The organism is Verrucomicrobiota bacterium (assembly GCA_016871495.1).
Classification (GTDB): Bacteria; Verrucomicrobiota; Verrucomicrobiia; order Limisphaerales; family VHDF01; genus VHDF01.
On record VHDF01000009.1, the window covers coordinates 1 to 16,733 of the forward strand.

Here is a 16,733-nt window from a genome sequence, read left to right on the forward strand (position 1 = left end):
GTGACCATATAGTTGCATTAGTCGTTCTGAGAGAAAAGCTCAATAGGTCCGAAAAAACCCACAGTTCAAGATTGACTCCTCGGCCCATTTGGTGGCAGTCTAAACCAAAACCAGGCATTTGGTGGGGGATGCTCCCATAATGCTGTTGTCCACGTTGAAACAAAAAAGCGAGCCGATTCATGGCGGAAGTCCTTTATCAGGGCACCTTCGAGCAGACGGTCGATCTGAAGCGGAGGCTTTTGGTCCCGCAGCGGTTCCGTCCTGGCGACACTGCGAACGAGCTTGCGGTGGTGCCGTGGGGAGGGGAATCGGGGTGTCATCTGCGGGTCTTTTCGCGAGATCAGATGGAGGTGATGCGCGAGAAGGTCAAAGCGATACCCCCGACGGATACCCGGAAAGCCGCCTTGAAGCGGCTCATTTTTGGGAATGCGGAACCGATGGGCCTCGACGGGAGTGGTCGCGGATGCATTCCCGAGCGGGCGGCTCGGGAGGCGGGCATTACCTCGAAGGCGATTTTGGTGGGTTGCATGGAGCATTGGGAGATTTGGTCGCCCGAGCGGCATCAAGTCGTCAAGCAAGCCGACTTCGAAACGGTTCTGAAGACGGGCGGTGCGGACGGCATCGGAGGCTTTGAATTGCTGGAGTAAATACCTGCTATGAACCTCAGCCAATTATTATCTCACGGATCGGTCCTCACCCGGCAAAGCGCGAGCGCAAGTCCTTACCGCATGCAGGGGGACGGGCGTTTGCCGGATTTTTCGCAGGGCCGGAAGCCGCATTTCTCCAAGACGACACGAACGGAAGCGATTTTCCAGCAGGATTTTTTCTCACCGGCGCCCCAGAGGGATACCAAGGTTCCTCCGGCGATCTCCACCCCAGCGGCCGCGGCTACGGCGGTTCACTCGCTGCCCGCGGCTGCAGAGGGGGGGGGAGGAGGGGCTTCAGCTCAAGAGGAGCTTTTGATGCTGCCCTCCGAGTTGGCTTGGGAGATGCAGGATGGCTTGGTGGACACGCGGGAGGAGCGCCGTGTGGATCCGCCGCTGATGAAAAGGTTGCTGGGTCGTGAAAACACGCGGTCCCAGCGGAAAACGGCCACGCAGCAGCACGAGGCGTTGAAAGGTGTGCTCCCCTTGCGAAATGATTTGATGGAGTCCGATCTGGAGCTGGTCTCGAGCCCGCGGACGGCGCCCCTGAACGAGAGTGAAGTTGAACCGTTGGAATTGGGAGGGGAGTCGCACGTGGCGTTGGGCGAGAAGAGTGCCGGGTCCCCGGTGAGGTGGAGCCGTTTCGTGGGTCGGCTCTTTTTGCGGCGAGCCCGGTTATCCCCCAGTTGACGAGATTCCGTGCAGACTTTCTTCCATCGACCCGTGATGGTGTCCGAAGTGATCCAGGCTTTGCAGCCCCGGGACGGCGGTCGTTACCTGGACGGTACTGTGGGCGGAGGCGGCCACGCCGAGGCAATTTTGGAGGCGTCGTCGCCGAGTGGTTTTTTGGTCGGGTCCGACCGCGATTCGGCGGCCGTGGAGGCTTCGACGGAGCGTTTGCGAAACCGGGGATATGGAGGTCGATTTGAGATTCGCCGGGGCACTTTTGAAACCTTGGGAGACTGGGTGGAAGAGGGAAGTTGTGATGGTGCATTGCTGGATCTTGGGGTGAGTTCCCCTCAGCTTGACGGTGCTGACCGCGGGTTTTCATGGCAAGCCGACGGGCCCTTGGACATGCGGATGGACCGTCGCCAATCGCTGACGGCGGCGGCGATCGTCAACGACTGGCCGGCGCGCGACCTCGCGGATGCATTCTATCGATTGGCGGACGAGCGGCATTCCAGAAGGCTGGCGGCGGCCATTGTGGAGCGACGAGGAAGCCGTCCGTTCGAGACGACACAGGACCTGGCGACTTTGGCGGAATCGGTCTTGCCGGGTGGGGGCAAAACGCATCCGGCTACCCGGTTGTTCATGGCTTTGAGGATGCTGGTCAATGACGAGTTGGGTGCATTGGAGCGGGGATTGCCCGTGGTCTTTGCCCGGCTGAAACCGATGTCGCGTCTGGCGATTTTGACCTTTCATTCGGTGGAAGATCGGAAGGTGAAGTGGTGGGGCCGCGGCTTGACGCGCGATTACGCGGTGGCTGGGGATTGCGATGTGCCGGCGCTGCGACAACCCAAACCGGTCGAAGCGCGGTGGGTCACCCGCAAGGCGCTGGCGCCCAGTGAAGACGAAGTGAGGTCCAACCCTCGAGCCCGCAGCGCGCAATTGAGAGTTTTGGAGCGGTTGTAAGCAGGAGAACGCATGGCGAAGAAGCACAAAGTCAAAGGCAGTCTGATCGGATCCGTCATCCTGGCCCGGGTCGCGTTAATCATGGGATTAGCGGTTTCGGCGGGAGTTGGTTATGTGTGGCTCCAGCAGCAGATCTTCAATTTGACAAAACTTCACGCGGAGAAAGAGCGGCAGCTGCAAAGGCAGAAGGATTATAACAAATCGATGGGGGAAACTCTGAACGCGCTTTCCACTCCGGCCGCGGTCGAGGCGCAAATTCGGCGACTGGGATTGAACCTGGTGATTCCGGCGCCGCATCAAATCGTGCGGGTCGTGGACCAAGGGCTGGGCACGTCCCAAGGGGCTGCATCGGGTTCCGCGGTTCTGGCCTTGAGTCCTTCCGACTCGGCTCTCCGGTGACCCCGGGCTCCGGGACGAGTGACGGCTTCCTCTTTTTTGTGACTGACGCGCGTTTCAATCGAAGGCTGGCAGTGCTCGGCACGCTTCTGTGCTTGGCGCTGGCATCGCTTTCCTGGCGGTTGGTCGAGTTGCAGGTTTGGCGTCACGGGGAGTTGAAAGACCGGGTGGCGGACAATACTCGAAGTGTGTCCACGAGCCAGCCTCGCCGCGGCGATATTCGTGACAGGCGGGGTGCGATTCTGGCGACGAGTGTACCGGTCCGCCGGGTGATTGCGGACCCCACGGTGATGGGGACGAACCAGGCGTTGGTGGCGAGGGCGATTGCCCCGGTCTTGGGCCTCGATGCGGCCGAGTTGGAACTTCGTTTGCAGCCGCAGATCCTGCGCTACCAGACCAACGGCAAGCCCGTTTTTCGGGCCTATGTTCCGTTGAAGGACAAAGTCTCCCTGGACGACTGGGAGCGGGTGCGCAAGGCCATGCAGGAGATTTCGTTTGGACCGAGCGAGGCCACGAACCGTGCCTCGAGCCGGGCCGAGTATTATTTCCGGAACCGCGTGCGGCAGATGTCGATTTTTAGCGAGCAGGATTTTCGGCGTGTTTATCCCAACGGGTTTCTGGCTTCTCATGTCATCGGGTACTTGGGAACCCGGGAAGTGGAGACTCCGGAAGGCAGGTTGCGGGAAGAGTTTGGGGTGGATGGCATTGAAAGAGTGCAGGATTCCAAGCTCCAGGGCATCCGCGGGTACCGGGAAACGGAGGTCGATGGCAAGGGGGTGGAGGTAGCGATGTACCGGAAGCAGAATGTGGCGCCTCAGGCCGGCCACAACGTGGTGTTGACCCTGGATTTGGGGTTGCAGCACATCGCCCAAACCGAGTTGACGAATGCCTACGCCAGACTTGCTCCTGCGAGTGCGTCATGCGTGATTTTGCGTCCGGACACCGGCGACGTGCTGGCCATGGCGAACCTTCCTGGGTTTGACGCCAACGAGCCGGGCGAATCACCGGTCTCGAACCGCAAGAACCGGGCGATCAGCGAATACGTCGAGCCTGGCAGCACCTACAAGTGTCTCGTGCTTGCGGCCGCGCTGAACGAGGGGTTGTTCAGCTTGAACGATCGCTTTGATTGCGGGAATGGAAGCTTTGTCTATCAAAAGCGACGGCTGCGGGATGGAGGACATAGCTACGGCCTTTTGACATTGGAAGAGGTATTGGCGAAATCCTCGAACATCGGAGCCGCCAAGGTGGGTATCGCGCTGGGTTCGGAGCGTCTCTGGCGCTACTCGAAGGCCTTCGGCATCGGATCGCACACCGACGTGGGGCTGCCGGGTGAGGGGGCCGGGTTGTTGAACCCTCTTTCGGCGTGGAATGGTTTCTCAATCACCAGTGTGCCCATGGGGCATGAGGTGGCGGTGACCCCGTTGCAAATGGCGGTGGCGATAGCAGCCATTGCCAACAAGGGGGTCCTCATGCGTCCGCGCTTGACGACGCGGATTGAAGACGAGTCCGGACGGATCGTGCAGGAGTTTCCGGTGGCGCCGGTGCGGCAGGTGATCAGCCCTGCGGCGGCGACCATGATCACGCGGGCGATGAAGAAAGTTGTTTCTCCCATCGGCACCGGGAGATCCATCATCATGGAGCACTACACGGTGGCTGGTAAAACGGGGACGGCGCAAAAGCCCAGAGCGGGTCCGGGCGGCAGCTACAGCGACGACCTTTATGTTTCATCGTTCATCGGTTTTTTCCCGGCGGACGATCCGCAGATTTTGATTTCGGTGACGCTGGACGAACCCAAAGGAGAGCACACGGGAGCGGTCACCGCGGCGCCGGTTTTCAAGGCGATTGCCGAACGCGCCGGTAATTATCTTAACATCCCACCGGACAAGACGCCGGAGTCACCTTCGCAGACCCGGCAGGGCGGTGGAGACCGCGGAGACTGGGTGGGGCGGACGGCGGGGGCTGGCTCATGGGTCATGGGGTCGGCGAGGAAGACTTCGCCTTGAGCAAGGGCCGATCATGACCAAGTTCACCCGTTTTTTCAGACCATTTACGCGCGAGCAGCGCGTTTCGAATTGGGCTATGGGAAAGGGATAAATGTTACGCGTTGCGGACTGCAAAGCCTGGCTAATCCCGCGCAGGTTTCGCGGAGCTTGCAGTCCGCAACCAGTAACCCCCTTGAACATGGCGTGGATCGACATGGATCCCATGACCCTGGCGCAAGTTAGCGAGGCCTGCGGTGGTCGTCTCCTTCGGGGCGACCCTGCCCGGCGTGTTCATCGAGTTTGCACGGACACGCGGGCGATCCTGCCGCAGGATTTGTTCATTGCGTTGCGGGGGCTCCGATTCGACGGTCATTCTTTTTTGGAAGCGGCCGTGCGGGCTGGAGCGGAGGCGGCTGTGGTGGAGGCGGCATGCGAGGAGGGCGCTCCCCCGGGGATCGCGCTCATTGGCGTGCAGGATACGCGCGCGTCACTGGGACAGTTGGCGGGTCATTGCCGGCGCGGCTTGAATGCCACCTGCGTGGCCGTGGCGGGGTCGAACGGAAAGACCAGCACGAAAGAGCTCCTGGCGTCGGTGCTCGCCCAGCAGGGCCGGACTCATGCCAGCGCGGCGAGTTTCAACAACGACGTGGGTGTGCCGCTGACCTTGCTGGGTGCCGATGCGAGCCATCGATATGTGGTGGCGGAAGCCGGTTCCAATCATCCCGGCGAACTGGCTCCGCTTTTGCAATGGATCCAGCCTCAGCATGGCATCTTGACGTCCATCGGACGCGAGCACTTGGAGTTTTTCGGAAGCCTCGAAGGAGTGATCGAGGAAGAATCCCAGCTTGCCGCGGCGCTGCCGGAAGAGGGTCTTTTGGTGATGCCGGGAGGCGTGCCGGGCGAGGCATTGATTCGGAAGCGTTCGCGTGCCCGCGTCGTGACGGCGGGACTGGAGGAGGGGTGCGATTGGGCGGGGAAAGTGGTGCGTCAGGATTGGGGCGGAACCGAATTTGTCGTGGCGGCTCCGCGCGCACGTTATTCGGGCACTTACCAAATTCCGTTACTCGGGAAACAGCAGGCGGGAAACGCCATCCGGGTTGTGGCCTTGGCGGCACAACTGGGGTTGGAACCTGAGGCCATCCGTCGCGGACTGGCCGCGTCGGCGGGGGCGCCCATGCGCATGGAACCGAGGATGCGGGGTGGATTGAGGATTCTCAATGACGCTTACAATGCCAATCCCGACTCGATGGCAGCGGCTTTGGATGTCTTTCGGGAATTGCCGGTGGAGGGAAAGCGCGTCGCGGTTTTGGGAGACATGGCCGAATTGGGAGTGCATTCGGATGGTTTGCATGCCGAGGCGGGGAGGAAGTCGGCGGAATCCCGATTGGACTGGCTGGTGGGAGTAGGGGAAGGGGGGAAGGAACTGGCCCTGGCCGCGGGGCAGGCCGGCGGGATTGGCCGCGTGGACTGGGTGAATGGGACTGAAGCCGCGGCGGGTTTGTTGAACGCGTCGCTGGTGGCGGGGGATGCGGTATTGCTGAAGGGTTCGCGGCGGATGCGCTTGGAGAAGCTGGCGGAGGTTCTGACGACCGGCGAAGTGGCGGTGGGGAAGGAAGCAAGCATTCGGGGCTAATGGATGTTTTTCTATCTCAGTCAATGGATGCTGGAGCAGGCGAAGGGAACCTCGTGGGAGGACACCCTCAGCGGGTTGCGGGTTTTTCAGTATGTGACCTTTCGCAGCGCGGGGGCGGCGGTGACGGCGATGTTGTTGAGTTGGTGGCTGGGGCCGCGGGTCATTCAGTGGTTGAAGGAGCTGAAATTCGGCCAAACGTATCAGGACAAAGCGACGGAGGCGGGAGGGTTGACGGCGCGGGTGCTGGACAAGCGAGGCACGCCAAGCATGGGCGGTTTGCTGATCGTAACCGTGATCGATTTGACGGTGCTGTTGTGGGCGGATTGGAACGAGTTGGTTCTGATCACGTTGCTGTCGCTCGTGGTGCTTTCGGGGCTGGGTTTTTACGACGACTACACCAAAATTGTTCAGCGCAGCAGCCGCGGGGTGCAGGCACGTGTGAAGCTCGTCGTTCAGTTTCTCCTCGCGGGATTCGTTGCGGTTTATCTTTGGCGCAACGCCGGAACCCGGTTCTTGATCACGGACGTGATGGCGCCATTTCTCAAGGAGCCGGTCTTGCGGGACATGGCTTGGGTTGGCATGGGGCTGACCGTCCTGGTGATCGTTTCAAGTTCAAATGCCGTGAATTTGACCGACGGGTTGGACGGGTTGGCGATTGGTTGTGTGGTGATTGTGGCGGCGGCCTTTCTTGTGCTCACCTATGTGGCCGGGCACGCGCGGTTCGCGGCCTATCTTCATGTTCCTTACGTGGCGGGTTCGGGGGAATTGACCGTGTTTTGTTCGAGCATGGTGGGTGCTGGCCTGGGCTTTCTCTGGTTCAACTGCCACCCCGCGAAAGTTTTTATGGGGGATACCGGGTCGCTTGCCCTGGGGGGGGCTTTGGGGATTATTGCGGTGCTCATTCAGCAGCCGTTGCTGCTGCCCATCGCCGGAGGCGTCTTTGTCCTGGAGGCGGGTTCGGTATTGATTCAAACTTCATGGTTTCGCTTCACGCGCAAGCGTTTCGGCGAGGGAAGAAGAGTTTTCCTGATGGCTCCTTTGCATCATCATTTCGAGAGGAAAGGATGGTACGAGTCCCAGGTGGTGACTCGGTTTTACATCCTCTGTTTCCTGTTCGTGGTGGTGGCGCTCAGCTCCTTGAAACTTCGATGAAACTCGAAATCCGTTGCGCCGGATCCTTTACTCCTTGCAGCCACGCGGGGTGGTTGCTAGAAAACTTTCATTCGCTTACCGCGCGACCGGCGGTGGTCGCCCGCGGATTTTTCCGACTCTTTTCGCCCTCGGATTCTTTCGTGGGAGATTCCCGCCCGGGCGAACGAAGGCCATGTTGATCCAACCCACGCACTCCGCATCTTTTTTCCATCACTCGTCGTATGAATAACCCGAATCCCCTAGTGCCCCAAGGCTCGCTGCTCGAGGAAAAGGCCCGCAGCAAGACCTCGTTGCCGGTGGCCTTCTTCATCTTCCTCGTCCTGCACGTCCTGGTGCTGGGGGGATTCTTGATGGTGGGCTGCGGCAAAACCGAGGATCCCTCCAAGGCCCGGAGCACGCTTCCGCCCTTGACCAACGATCTGCCGCCGCTGGACACGAATGTGGTTTATACTCCCCCGCCCCCGGCCTCGAACGCGGCCGTCGCGTCGCTCACGTCGAGTCTACCCTCAACCACCGCCGGTGGCGCCAGCCTGGCAGGAGGGGGGAGCGGAAATTTGGGCAGCGGTTCGAACGCCGCCGCGCTCCCACTCCAGAACGAGATGCCGCTTCACTCTCAGACTGATGCCGGCGTGACAGCGACGTCGGCCGAAGGTTTGATCGAGTATAAGGTTGCGAAGAACGACAACTTTGCCCTCATTGCCAAGAAGCATCACACCACCATCAAAGCGATCGAGCAGGCCAATCCCGGCGTCAAGTCGAACAAACTCAAGGTGGGGCAGAAGTTGAATGTGCCCGCGGGCACGGCGGCGGCTCCCTCAACCAAGACCGGGACGGGCAGCGGCCCGGAGGACGGGGCGGCGGCCGCGCCATCATCCACTCAAGCTTACGTCGTCAAGCCGGGGGACAATTTGACAAAGATCGCCAAGGCGCATGGCACAACCCTCAAGGCTATTCGAGCCGCGAACGGCATGAAAACGGATCGGATCAACGAGGGACAGAAATTGAAGATTCCCGTGGCGGGCGGTTCCTCGGCCGCCGCGACGGAAACCTCCGCGACCGTCCCGTCCCCGCCATTTCAGGGCGGTGGCAGCGCACCCTCGGGGAATCCGACTGCCTCGCCGCGGCCCTGAACCGCGTTGGAACGCGGTTGCACGGGATGGGGCGGAGTCGGGCTGGAAGTGAAATGGAAGCATGGGGCCGAGTGGAAGCGTCGGGTTGCCTCGAACGGCGGGAGCCATTTTGAGGGTGCGGTCGTCGGGGCGGCAAAGTGTGGCGAATGAGATTCACCGCGATCATCTTGGTGATTGGCATGACCGGGCTGACCGGGTTGGGCATGGTGACCTTGTCCAGCGCGGGGTTGGCCAAAGGGGGATCCCAAATGTTGCTGGAGCAGGTGGCATTCGCCCTCGTGGGTTTGACGCTGTGCGGCACGCTGGCTTCGATCGATTACCGGAGTCTGAAGCCCTGGATCCTGCCGTTGTGGGTTTTGACCCTCGGGCTGTTGGTGGCGGTGTTTTTTTTCGACGAAGTCAAAGGAGCCCATCGCTGGATTCGGATTGGACGGATTGGATTTCAACCGTCCGAAGTGGCGAAGGTGGTGTTGATCTTGTTGCTCGCGCAGTACGTCGAGGCTCATGCGCGATTCATGAACACCTTTCACCGCGGCCTGTTGGTGCCAGGCTTATTCATCGGTTTGACCCTGGGGTTGATTTTCGTGGAACCCGACCGGGGAACGACGGCGCTGATGGCGGGCGTAACCGGGGCGATGTTGATCGCGAGCGGGGTTCGTGGGTTGTATTTGGTGCCGGTGGGAGTGGTGGGGTTGGCGGGGTTCGTGGGGCTGTTGCTCGTTGATCCCGTGAGATACAAGCGGATCATGGGCTGGCTGCATCCGGAGTTGTATCGCGAGAGTTCGGGCTATCAAGCCTGGCAGGCGATGCTGGCTTTGGGGGCCGGAGGATGGAATGGGGTGGGGTTGGGGGAGGGCCGTCAGAAGCTTGGCTGGGTGCCCGAGCATCAAACGGATTTCATCTTTTCGGTGGTGGGAGAGGAGTTGGGATTGGTGGCCACCCTGCTTGTGCTGGCGACGTACGTGGTGATGGTGGTTTGCGGTCTTGCCATCGCGGCAAACGCGAGGGACACCTTCGGAAAATTTGTGGCCGCAGGAGTCAGTTTTCTCTTCGGCTTGCAAGCCTTCATCAACATTGGCGTGGTGACCAGCGTCCTGCCGAACAAGGGCATTGCGCTGCCCTTCGTCAGCAAAGGAGGATCCAATTTGGTGATGATGATGGCCTGTGTGGGATTGCTTTTGAGCGTGGCCAGGCTCGCGCGCTTGCGAGGGGAGGAATCTTCGTAACCCACCCCTCGCGCATGCCGGCCGTTGCTCCTTCATCCATTCGGATCGCTCTCGCCTGCGGAGGGACCGGAGGGCATTTGTTTCCGGGGGTTGCGGTCGCGGAGTGGCTGGTGGATCAAGGGGTCGAGGCGCGGTTGTTGGTCTCTGAGAAGGAGATTGACCGCCTCGCCCGGGAAGGAGCGCCGGGACTTCGTTTTGTTCCGTTGGCAGGAGGAGGGTTCTCGGCGGGGCGCCGGTGGATGAGCTTGGCGGCCACCTGGAGGGGATGGAGACAGGCGAGGAGGATGTTCCAGGATTGGAGGCCTCACGTGCTCCTTTCGATGGGCGGTTTTGCCGGTGTGGCTCCGGTTCTGGCGGCTCGCACCTTGCGCATTCCCTATGTCTTGCATGAAGCCAACGCCTTTCCCGGCCGAGCCACCCGCTGGCTGGCGAGTGGGGCGAAACAGGTGCTCCTGGCTTTTGAGGAATGCCGGCCTTGGTTGAAGTCCGCCCGGTCCGACTGGACCGGCATGCCCGTGAGGAGGGATTTGGGCAGGATGGAGAAGGTTCAGGCGCGTCGAGAACTGGGGCTTTCCGCGGAAAGGCCGGTGATGTTGGTCATGGGTGGGAGCCAGGGCGCGCGGGCGATCAACGACCTTTTCCTGGCGATTCGCGAGACGCTTCGTTCTCAATGGAAAGAGCTGCAAACGATCCATGTGACGGGGCCGCGGGATTTCGAAAGGGTGAGCCAACGGGCGGGAGCTCTTGGACCGCATGAAAAGATTACCGCGTTCGAGACGCGCATGGATCGGGTTCTTGGCGCGGCGAGTTTTGTCGTGACGCGGGCGGGGGGATCATCGATTGCGGAGCTGGCCGCCATGAGTTTGCCTTCGATCCTGATTCCGTTTCCGGCCGCGGCGGACGATCACCAGCGTCGTAATGCCGAGGTCGTGGTCGGGTGGGGCGGAGCCCGGATGCTGGCGCAATCGGAGACGACGCCAGATCGATTGTTGAGGGAAGTGCTGGCGTTTCGAGATGAGGACTTGCGTTTGAGGATGGCGGAAGCGATGTCCCGAGTGCCGGTTCGCCAGGCGGCGGCGCGGGTGGGAGTATGCCTGTTGGAAGCGGCGGGTTGCCGCGTCGAGCCAGGGATGGAGGGCGAAGCGGTTTTCGAGTCGGCGCCTTCGTCACCGCGACCTCGTGAGGGGGTGCCGACATGAGCGGACACAACGAGAATCCTGTCGCGGGTCTCTCCTCGGACCGGTTGGATGCTACCCACGAATTCTTGCGGGAACTCGAAAAGGCTGCCTCCGGGGAGGCGCGGATCCGGTGTGGCGAGCTTTTGGCCAAGCGCACCACGCTGCGGGTGGGCGGTCCGGCGGAATTCTTTGTCGAGCCTCGATCGGAAGCGGCGCTCGCGGGGGTGGTTCATCTTTGCCGACAGGAGGGCAAGCCAGTTTTTGTGTTGGGCCGGGGGTCGAATCTCTTGATCAGGGACGGAGGGATTCCGGGCGTGGTTCTCAGTTTGGGGGACGGGTGTTTTTCGAAAATCGAACCCTGGGAGAAGGGACTGCGCGTAGGAGCTGGAGCCAGGCTCAAGGATGTCGCGCATGCCGCGAGACGGCTTGGTTGGGCGGGGTTGGAGTTTTTGGAGGGCATTCCCGGCAGCGTGGGGGGAGCCTTGCGGATGAATGCCGGGGCCATGGGATCCGAGATTTTTGACCGGGTGGAGAGGGTGCGGAGCATGGATCGGGAGGGCATGATCCGGGAGCGGGTTCGCGGCGAGATCAAGGCGAGGTATCGTGGCTGTGCCTTGCTCGAGGAGGAGATTGCTTTGGGCGCCTGGTTTTGTGGCGAGCCCGCGGAGGAGCCGCGCATTCGAGAAGCGATGGAACGTTTCAATCGCAAGCGGTGGGAAACCCAGCCGCCGCAACCCAGCGCGGGCTGCATCTTTCGCAACCCGGAGGGAACGCCCGCCGGCCGGCTCGTAGACGAACTGGGGTTGAAGGGCTCGCGGGAGGGAGGCGCTCGGGTTTCAGAGGTGCATGGTAATTTCATCGTGAATGAAGGCGGGGCCACGGCGAGCGATGTGCTGAAGTTGATCGAGCGAATCCAGCGAGTGGTTCGGGATTCGCGCGGGATTGACTTGCGCACCGAGGTGGAAATCGTGGGCGTGGACCGTGCCGGCGCGCCGAGCGGGGGAGGGCGGACATGAACCGGCGACGCGTGGTGGTGATGGCGGGCGGACCCTCGGCCGAACGGGAAGTTTCACTTCGGTCGGGTGAGGCCGTGGCTCGGGCGCTCTCGCGGATAGGACACCGCGTGGAGAGTCTTGATCCGCGTCCCGGGGCGTGGTCATTGCCGGCCGGGACGGAGATGGTCTTTTTGGCCTTGCACGGAACTTACGGCGAAGATGGAACCCTTCAAGCGGAACTCGACCGCCTGGGCGTCCGGTACACCGGATGTGATGCGGAGGCGAGCCGGTTGGCCTTTGACAAGGTTCAGACCAAGCGCCGCTGCCGGGAGGCGGGAGTGCCGGTGGCGCGAGATGTGGTGATTGGAAAGAGTGAAGCTCCGTGGCCGGAAGGCTGGGCTCCGCCCGTGGTGATCAAGCCGGCGAGGCAGGGATCGAGTGTGGGACTTCAGTTCGTGGACCGGGTGGAAGAATGGCAGGAGGCACTGCGGAAGGCATTCGAGCATGGCGACGAAATGCTGGTTGAAGAACGCATTCTTGGGATTGAGGCAACCGTTGGGGTTTTGAACGGAAGGGCCCTGCCTGTGGTAGAGGTGCGTCCGAAGCGAGGGGCTTATGATTATGCGAACAAGTACACCCCGGGCTGCACCGAGTATTTTTGCCCGGCGCCATGGCCGAAGGAGCTTACGGAGCGGGTGCAACGCGAGGCTTTGAGGGCTTTCGCCTCGGTGGGGGGGCGTGACTATGGCCGGGTGGACGTCATGGTCAGGGAGAGCGGCGAACCTGTGGTGCTGGAGGTGAACACCCTGCCCGGGATGACGGAGACTTCGTTGCTGCCGAAAGCGGCGGCGGCGGCGGGACTGGGATTCGACGCGTTATGCCAAAGCATGCTGGAGCTTGCCTGGGCGCGTCGCGAGAGGACGACGGACATGGTTTCGGGGAGTTGAAAGGAACGCGTGATGTGGTTTCGAAAATCGGCTCAAAATCGGAAGTGCAACCGCGAGTTGGTGCTCGATGTGCGGTTGCGGCATGACGCCGCGCGAGTGGGCCGGGTACGGGTGGCGGCGAGAATTCTGACCCTCGTGTTCGGAGGCGTGGCGGCCGGGTTCATTGCCTGGTGGTGCGGGGCCTGGGCTCTGAACCGCTTCATTTACCGGAATCCCTCCCTGGCCATCGACACCATCGTGGTGACAAACCGGGGAGGACTGGTGTCGGACGATCAAATCCGGCGCTGGGCGGGCGTGGATTTGGGGGAGAATTTGCTGGCCCTCGACATGCGGAAGGTTCGCCGCAATTTGGAACTGGTGCCTTCCATCGAATCTGCGCTGGTGCGGCGAGGGATGCCGCGGACCCTCTTCATCGAGGTCATCGAGCGTGAAGCCGTGGCGCAGATTCATGTGGCGGGCCGCACAACGAACGGAATCGAACTGGTCAAGTTCATGGTCGATCCAAACGGCGTGCCCGTTCATCCGCGCGACTTTGGCGCCGCGGCGGCGGAGGCGGAAGGGACGATGGAGAATCTGACGGTGATCCTGGGTTTGACGGCAGATCAGTTGCGTCAGGGCACGCCCATTGATTCCCCGAAGCTGCGGTCGGCCCTGGATCTGGTGGATCAGTTCAGCCGCTCGGAACTGGTCGGGGCGGCCGACCTGGCCAGTCTGGATCTTTCGCCGCCCGAGGTCTTCGTGGTCAGGACCTCTCAGGGTGCCTCGATCACGCTTTCGCCCCTTCAGATTGCCGACCAATTGCGCCGGTGGAAACTGATTCATGACCGGGCCTTCGCCTCGGGCAAGGCCGTGGCCTCGCTCGATTTGTCGATCACCAACAACAACCCGGCGGTGTGGATCGAGGCGAGCCTGGCGCCTTCCGTGCCTCGCAAATCCGTCAAACCGCCCCGCGCTCGTAAGAAAAATGCGTAGGACATCATCCATTGTGGCCGGCCTGGAGACCGGCACATCCAAAGTCTGTGTCACGGTCGGCGAGGTGTCCGGGGACGGATCGGTGCGCGTCCTCGGCGTGGGGCAGTCCAAATCGCGGGGCGTGCGCAAGGGTGAAATTGTCGATTCATCCGCCGCGGCCGAAGATATCCGCGAGGCGATCGTCGAGGCCGAGACCAGTGCTGACGTGGAGATCACGAGCCTTTTCCTCGGTGTGACCGGCAATCACATGGTGGGGCTCAACAGTCACGCGACCCATCCGATCGTGTCGGAGGGCCGTGTGATCACGGAGGAGGATGTTCAGGAAGTCATCAAGAATGCCAAGATCATCAGCTTGCCCCATGAGAATTCGGTGGTGCATATCGTGCGGCAGCATTTCACCGTCAATGGGCAAAGCGGCATCGTCAATCCCGCGGGCATGGTGGCGAACGCGGTCGAGGCCGACGTCCATATTTTTCACGGGAACTACAACCGCATTCAAAGCGCGATTCATTTGGTGAAGGGGCTGCAATTCGAGGTGGAGGACGTGGTTTTCAATGGCATCGCCTCGAGTCTGTCCGTGTTGACTCACGAACAAAAAGAGCTGGGCACGCTGGTTCTTGATTTAGGCGCCGGCTGCTCCGAATACGTGGCCTATTCGAAAGGCATCATCAAGCACAGCGGCGTGCTCGCGGTGGGGGGGGATCATGTTTCCAATGACCTGGCGTATGGTTTGAAGGTTCCCTTGGGCCGGGCCGAGCAGTTGAAGATCGATCACGGCTGCGCCTTCGTCGATCCTTCGACCCACAGTGGCATGCTGGAACTGCCAAGCGACGTGGGCTTGCCGCCGCGTTCGGTCAATCTCGAGCATCTGGCACGGATCATGTCCATGCGGCTCGAGGAGACCCTGGAATTGATCGAGCAGGATTTGTCGTCCACCGGGGTCATGGATTACCTGCGCGGCGGGGTGGTGTTGACCGGCGGCGCTTCGAGAGTGCCGGGGTTGGACACTCTGGCGGCCCGCATTTTCCGGATGAATGTTTACCGGGGCCGGCCCTCGACGCTGGAAGGGCTGCCGTCGAACCTGCAGCAGGCGGAGTTTGCCACGCCGCTGGGCTTGTTGAAGTTCGGCGCCTTCCGGATGGGGCCGCGTCCCGCATGGGCCGAACGTGTGAAGGGCCGCTTGAAGCGATTTGTTTTCGGCCGCGCCTGAGACTCATTTTCTGTGATCAAACCCATGAACCCTGACCCTGAGACGCCCGCCAACGGCAACGGGATGGAAACGGTATTCTTGCCGGTGCGGATCCGCGTGATCGGCCTGGGTGGAGCCGGCTGTAATTTTGCCGAGCACATGACGCGTGCCGGACTGGAAGGCGTGGAGTTTTTCGCGGCCAACACGGACATTCAAGCGTTACGATCGAACTTGGTGGCGAACAAGATTCAGTTGGGAGCGCGCCTCGTGCGAGGGTTGGGGGCGGGCGGAGACTCTGAAAAAGGACGAGCCTGCGCGGAGCTCGACACCCCCGCGTTCAAGGAGATTTGCGAGGGGGCGGACGTTGTGTTTGTGTTGGCGGGTTTGGGAGGGGGAACCGGCACGGGTGCCGCGCCGGTCGTGGCGAGGATTGCCAAGGAGTGCGGAGCTCTGGTCTTGGCGATCACGACGCTGCCGTGGGACTTTGAAGGGCCGGGCCGCCGGCGCCAGGCGTTGCATGGCCTGCGCGAGGTTCAATCGCAAGCGGATGCGGTTATTTCACTTCCGAATCAGAGGTTGTTCGGCCAATTGGAGGATCATCTCAATCTTCCCGATTCTTTCGCGCGCATCAATGAAGTGCTGACCCAGGGGTTGCGAGGAGTCTGGCAGATGCTGGCGATGCGAGGCATGGTCAACATCGATTTCGCGGATCTTCGCGCGGTGCTGGGTGGGCGTCACTCCGAGACGGTTGTCGCGACTGAGGGGGCGGCGGGATCGAACCGCGCTCTCGATGCCGTTCACCAACTGTTGGCCAGCCCCTACCTGGAGCACGGAGCCGCTTTGGCGCAGTGTGATCGGCTGTTGCTCTCGATTGTGGGAGGCGCAGACCTTCAGTTGGGCGAGGTCAACCGGATCATGGAGCACGTGCAACGGCAATCGCCGGAAGCCATGGTCACCATGGGGGCTGCGATCCATCCCGCTTTTGCCGGCCGCGTGTCCGTGACGATCCTGGCTTCGAAGAAGCCGGTGGAAACGCCCGCGGAAATCCCGGCGCCTCCGTCAGAGATGCTGCCGCCGACGGAAGCGGACACGAGTTTCATGAAGCCAATCGCTGTGGACAAGGTCTCACCAAGCAAGATGGTGCCCCCTCCTCCCGCGATCTCGCAGGAGAAGAAACAGCAGATGTTTGCCAAGCAATCCCCGCATCGCCGGTCCAAAATTCCGGGCAAGAAAATGGAGCAGGCCTTGCTGCCATTGGATGTGGTGTCGAAGGGCCGGTTTGACAAAAGCGCCCCGAACATTCGCGACGGCGAGGATCTTGATTACCCGACCTACGTGAGGCGGGGTACCCCGCTCAACTGAAGCTGCGCCCCAGCCCCCACCACGGCTGAGGCCGACCGCGACGCAGGCCAGCGGTCCGTCGCGTCATTTCGAGTCCCATCCCACGCCGAGAAGGGCCAGCTCATCGTGGTTCTGGAAAACTCAATCCCTTTCACCCGGGAGACGGCCATTGATCCGCATCGATCGATCGCAAGATCACGGCGGCAAAGTCCTTGCTCAAGTTTCGATCGATCACCCTGCGGATCCGGCTCAAAGTCCGGCAGGTCTTTGACGCTCGAGCTTTTGCGCATCTCGACGCTGCCGAATTGCCGTTTCC

The 16,733-nt window shown here is 61.5% G+C and carries 15 protein-coding genes; all 15 read left to right on the forward strand.

Annotated features, from left to right (window positions below; all coding sequences use genetic code 11):
* Positions 1-179 precede the first annotated feature (179 nt).
* The 15 genes from FJ404_03340 to FJ404_03410 all read left to right on the forward strand — a co-directional run bounded on the left by FJ404_03340 (position 180) and on the right by FJ404_03410 (position 16,438).
* The gene (locus FJ404_03340; GenBank protein MBM3821918.1) at positions 180-647 is read left to right on the forward strand and encodes a hypothetical protein; all 468 of its coding nucleotides are present in this window, start codon (positions 180-182) and stop codon (positions 645-647) included.
* A gap of 9 nt (positions 648-656) precedes the next feature.
* Positions 657-1,334, forward strand: coding sequence for a hypothetical protein (locus tag FJ404_03345; protein MBM3821919.1), 678 nt, complete (start codon positions 657-659; stop codon positions 1,332-1,334).
* A gap of 36 nt (positions 1,335-1,370) precedes the next feature.
* A complete protein-coding gene (gene rsmH, locus FJ404_03350; protein MBM3821920.1) occupies positions 1,371-2,276 on the forward strand; it encodes a 16S rRNA (cytosine(1402)-N(4))-methyltransferase RsmH in 906 nt (301 codons plus the stop codon).
* Positions 2,277-2,288: 12 nt separating this feature from the next.
* On the forward strand, positions 2,289-2,675 hold the full coding sequence (locus FJ404_03355; protein MBM3821921.1) for a hypothetical protein: 387 nt from the start codon (positions 2,289-2,291) through the stop codon (positions 2,673-2,675).
* Positions 2,676-2,713: 38 nt separating this feature from the next.
* Complete coding sequence (locus FJ404_03360) at positions 2,714-4,675, forward strand: penicillin-binding protein 2 (protein ID MBM3821922.1); 1,962 nt, start codon at positions 2,714-2,716, stop codon at positions 4,673-4,675.
* 91 nt (positions 4,676-4,766) lie between these two features.
* On the forward strand, positions 4,767-6,287 hold the full coding sequence (locus tag FJ404_03365) for a UDP-N-acetylmuramoyl-tripeptide--D-alanyl-D-alanine ligase (protein MBM3821923.1): 1,521 nt from the start codon (positions 4,767-4,769) through the stop codon (positions 6,285-6,287).
* Positions 6,288-6,290: 3 nt separating this feature from the next.
* A complete protein-coding gene (locus tag FJ404_03370; protein MBM3821924.1) occupies positions 6,291-7,439 on the forward strand; it encodes a phospho-N-acetylmuramoyl-pentapeptide-transferase in 1,149 nt (382 codons plus the stop codon).
* A 221-nt stretch (positions 7,440-7,660) separates the two neighbouring features.
* Positions 7,661-8,569 (forward strand): LysM peptidoglycan-binding domain-containing protein, encoded by a 909-nt coding sequence (locus FJ404_03375; GenBank protein MBM3821925.1) that lies wholly within the window; start codon positions 7,661-7,663, stop codon positions 8,567-8,569.
* A gap of 146 nt (positions 8,570-8,715) precedes the next feature.
* Positions 8,716-9,795 carry a cell division protein FtsW gene (locus tag FJ404_03380; protein ID MBM3821926.1) on the forward strand — a complete coding sequence of 360 codons (1,080 nt, stop codon included), beginning with the start codon at positions 8,716-8,718 and terminating at the stop codon, positions 9,793-9,795.
* Positions 9,796-9,809: 14 nt separating this feature from the next.
* A complete protein-coding gene (locus FJ404_03385) occupies positions 9,810-10,994 on the forward strand; it encodes a UDP-N-acetylglucosamine--N-acetylmuramyl-(pentapeptide) pyrophosphoryl-undecaprenol N-acetylglucosamine transferase (GenBank protein MBM3821927.1) in 1,185 nt (394 codons plus the stop codon).
* The gene (murB, locus tag FJ404_03390; GenBank protein MBM3821928.1) at positions 10,991-11,989 is read left to right on the forward strand and encodes a UDP-N-acetylmuramate dehydrogenase; all 999 of its coding nucleotides are present in this window, start codon (positions 10,991-10,993) and stop codon (positions 11,987-11,989) included. The genes FJ404_03385 and murB overlap by 4 nt, the downstream gene beginning before the upstream one ends.
* Entirely contained in the window at positions 11,986-12,915 is a 930-nt protein-coding gene (locus FJ404_03395) for a D-alanine--D-alanine ligase (protein MBM3821929.1), read from the forward strand. The genes murB and FJ404_03395 overlap by 4 nt, the downstream gene beginning before the upstream one ends.
* A 9-nt stretch (positions 12,916-12,924) precedes the next feature.
* Complete coding sequence (locus FJ404_03400) at positions 12,925-13,887, forward strand: FtsQ-type POTRA domain-containing protein (GenBank protein MBM3821930.1); 963 nt, start codon at positions 12,925-12,927, stop codon at positions 13,885-13,887.
* On the forward strand, positions 13,736-15,097 hold the full coding sequence (gene ftsA / locus FJ404_03405) for a cell division protein FtsA (protein MBM3821931.1): 1,362 nt from the start codon (positions 13,736-13,738) through the stop codon (positions 15,095-15,097). Before FJ404_03400 ends, ftsA begins: the two co-directional genes overlap by 152 nt.
* Before the next feature lie 24 nt (positions 15,098-15,121).
* Positions 15,122-16,438 (forward strand): cell division protein FtsZ, encoded by a 1,317-nt coding sequence (locus FJ404_03410; protein MBM3821932.1) that lies wholly within the window; start codon positions 15,122-15,124, stop codon positions 16,436-16,438.
* Positions 16,439-16,733: the final 295 nt, after the last annotated feature.

Bases quoted from the DNA above. Each gene is read 5' to 3' on its own strand.
- FJ404_03340 (MBM3821918.1), top strand. From the start codon at position 180: ATGGCGGAAGTCCTTTATCAGGGCACCTTCGAGCAGACGGTCGATCTG.
- FJ404_03345 (MBM3821919.1), top strand. From the start codon at position 657: ATGAACCTCAGCCAATTATTATCTCACGGATCGGTCCTCACCCGGCAA.
- rsmH (MBM3821920.1), top strand. From the start codon at position 1,371: ATGGTGTCCGAAGTGATCCAGGCTTTGCAGCCCCGGGACGGCGGTCGT.
- FJ404_03355 (MBM3821921.1), top strand. From the start codon at position 2,289: ATGGCGAAGAAGCACAAAGTCAAAGGCAGTCTGATCGGATCCGTCATC.
- FJ404_03365 (MBM3821923.1), top strand. From the start codon at position 4,767: ATGTTACGCGTTGCGGACTGCAAAGCCTGGCTAATCCCGCGCAGGTTT.
- FJ404_03370 (MBM3821924.1), top strand. From the start codon at position 6,291: ATGTTTTTCTATCTCAGTCAATGGATGCTGGAGCAGGCGAAGGGAACC.
- FJ404_03375 (MBM3821925.1), top strand. From the start codon at position 7,661: ATGAATAACCCGAATCCCCTAGTGCCCCAAGGCTCGCTGCTCGAGGAA.
- FJ404_03380 (MBM3821926.1), top strand. From the start codon at position 8,716: ATGAGATTCACCGCGATCATCTTGGTGATTGGCATGACCGGGCTGACC.
- FJ404_03385 (MBM3821927.1), top strand. From the start codon at position 9,810: ATGCCGGCCGTTGCTCCTTCATCCATTCGGATCGCTCTCGCCTGCGGA.
- murB (MBM3821928.1), top strand. From the start codon at position 10,991: ATGAGCGGACACAACGAGAATCCTGTCGCGGGTCTCTCCTCGGACCGG.
- FJ404_03395 (MBM3821929.1), top strand. From the start codon at position 11,986: ATGAACCGGCGACGCGTGGTGGTGATGGCGGGCGGACCCTCGGCCGAA.
- ftsA (MBM3821931.1), top strand. From the start codon at position 13,736: ATGACCGGGCCTTCGCCTCGGGCAAGGCCGTGGCCTCGCTCGATTTGT.
- FJ404_03410 (MBM3821932.1), top strand. From the start codon at position 15,122: ATGAACCCTGACCCTGAGACGCCCGCCAACGGCAACGGGATGGAAACG.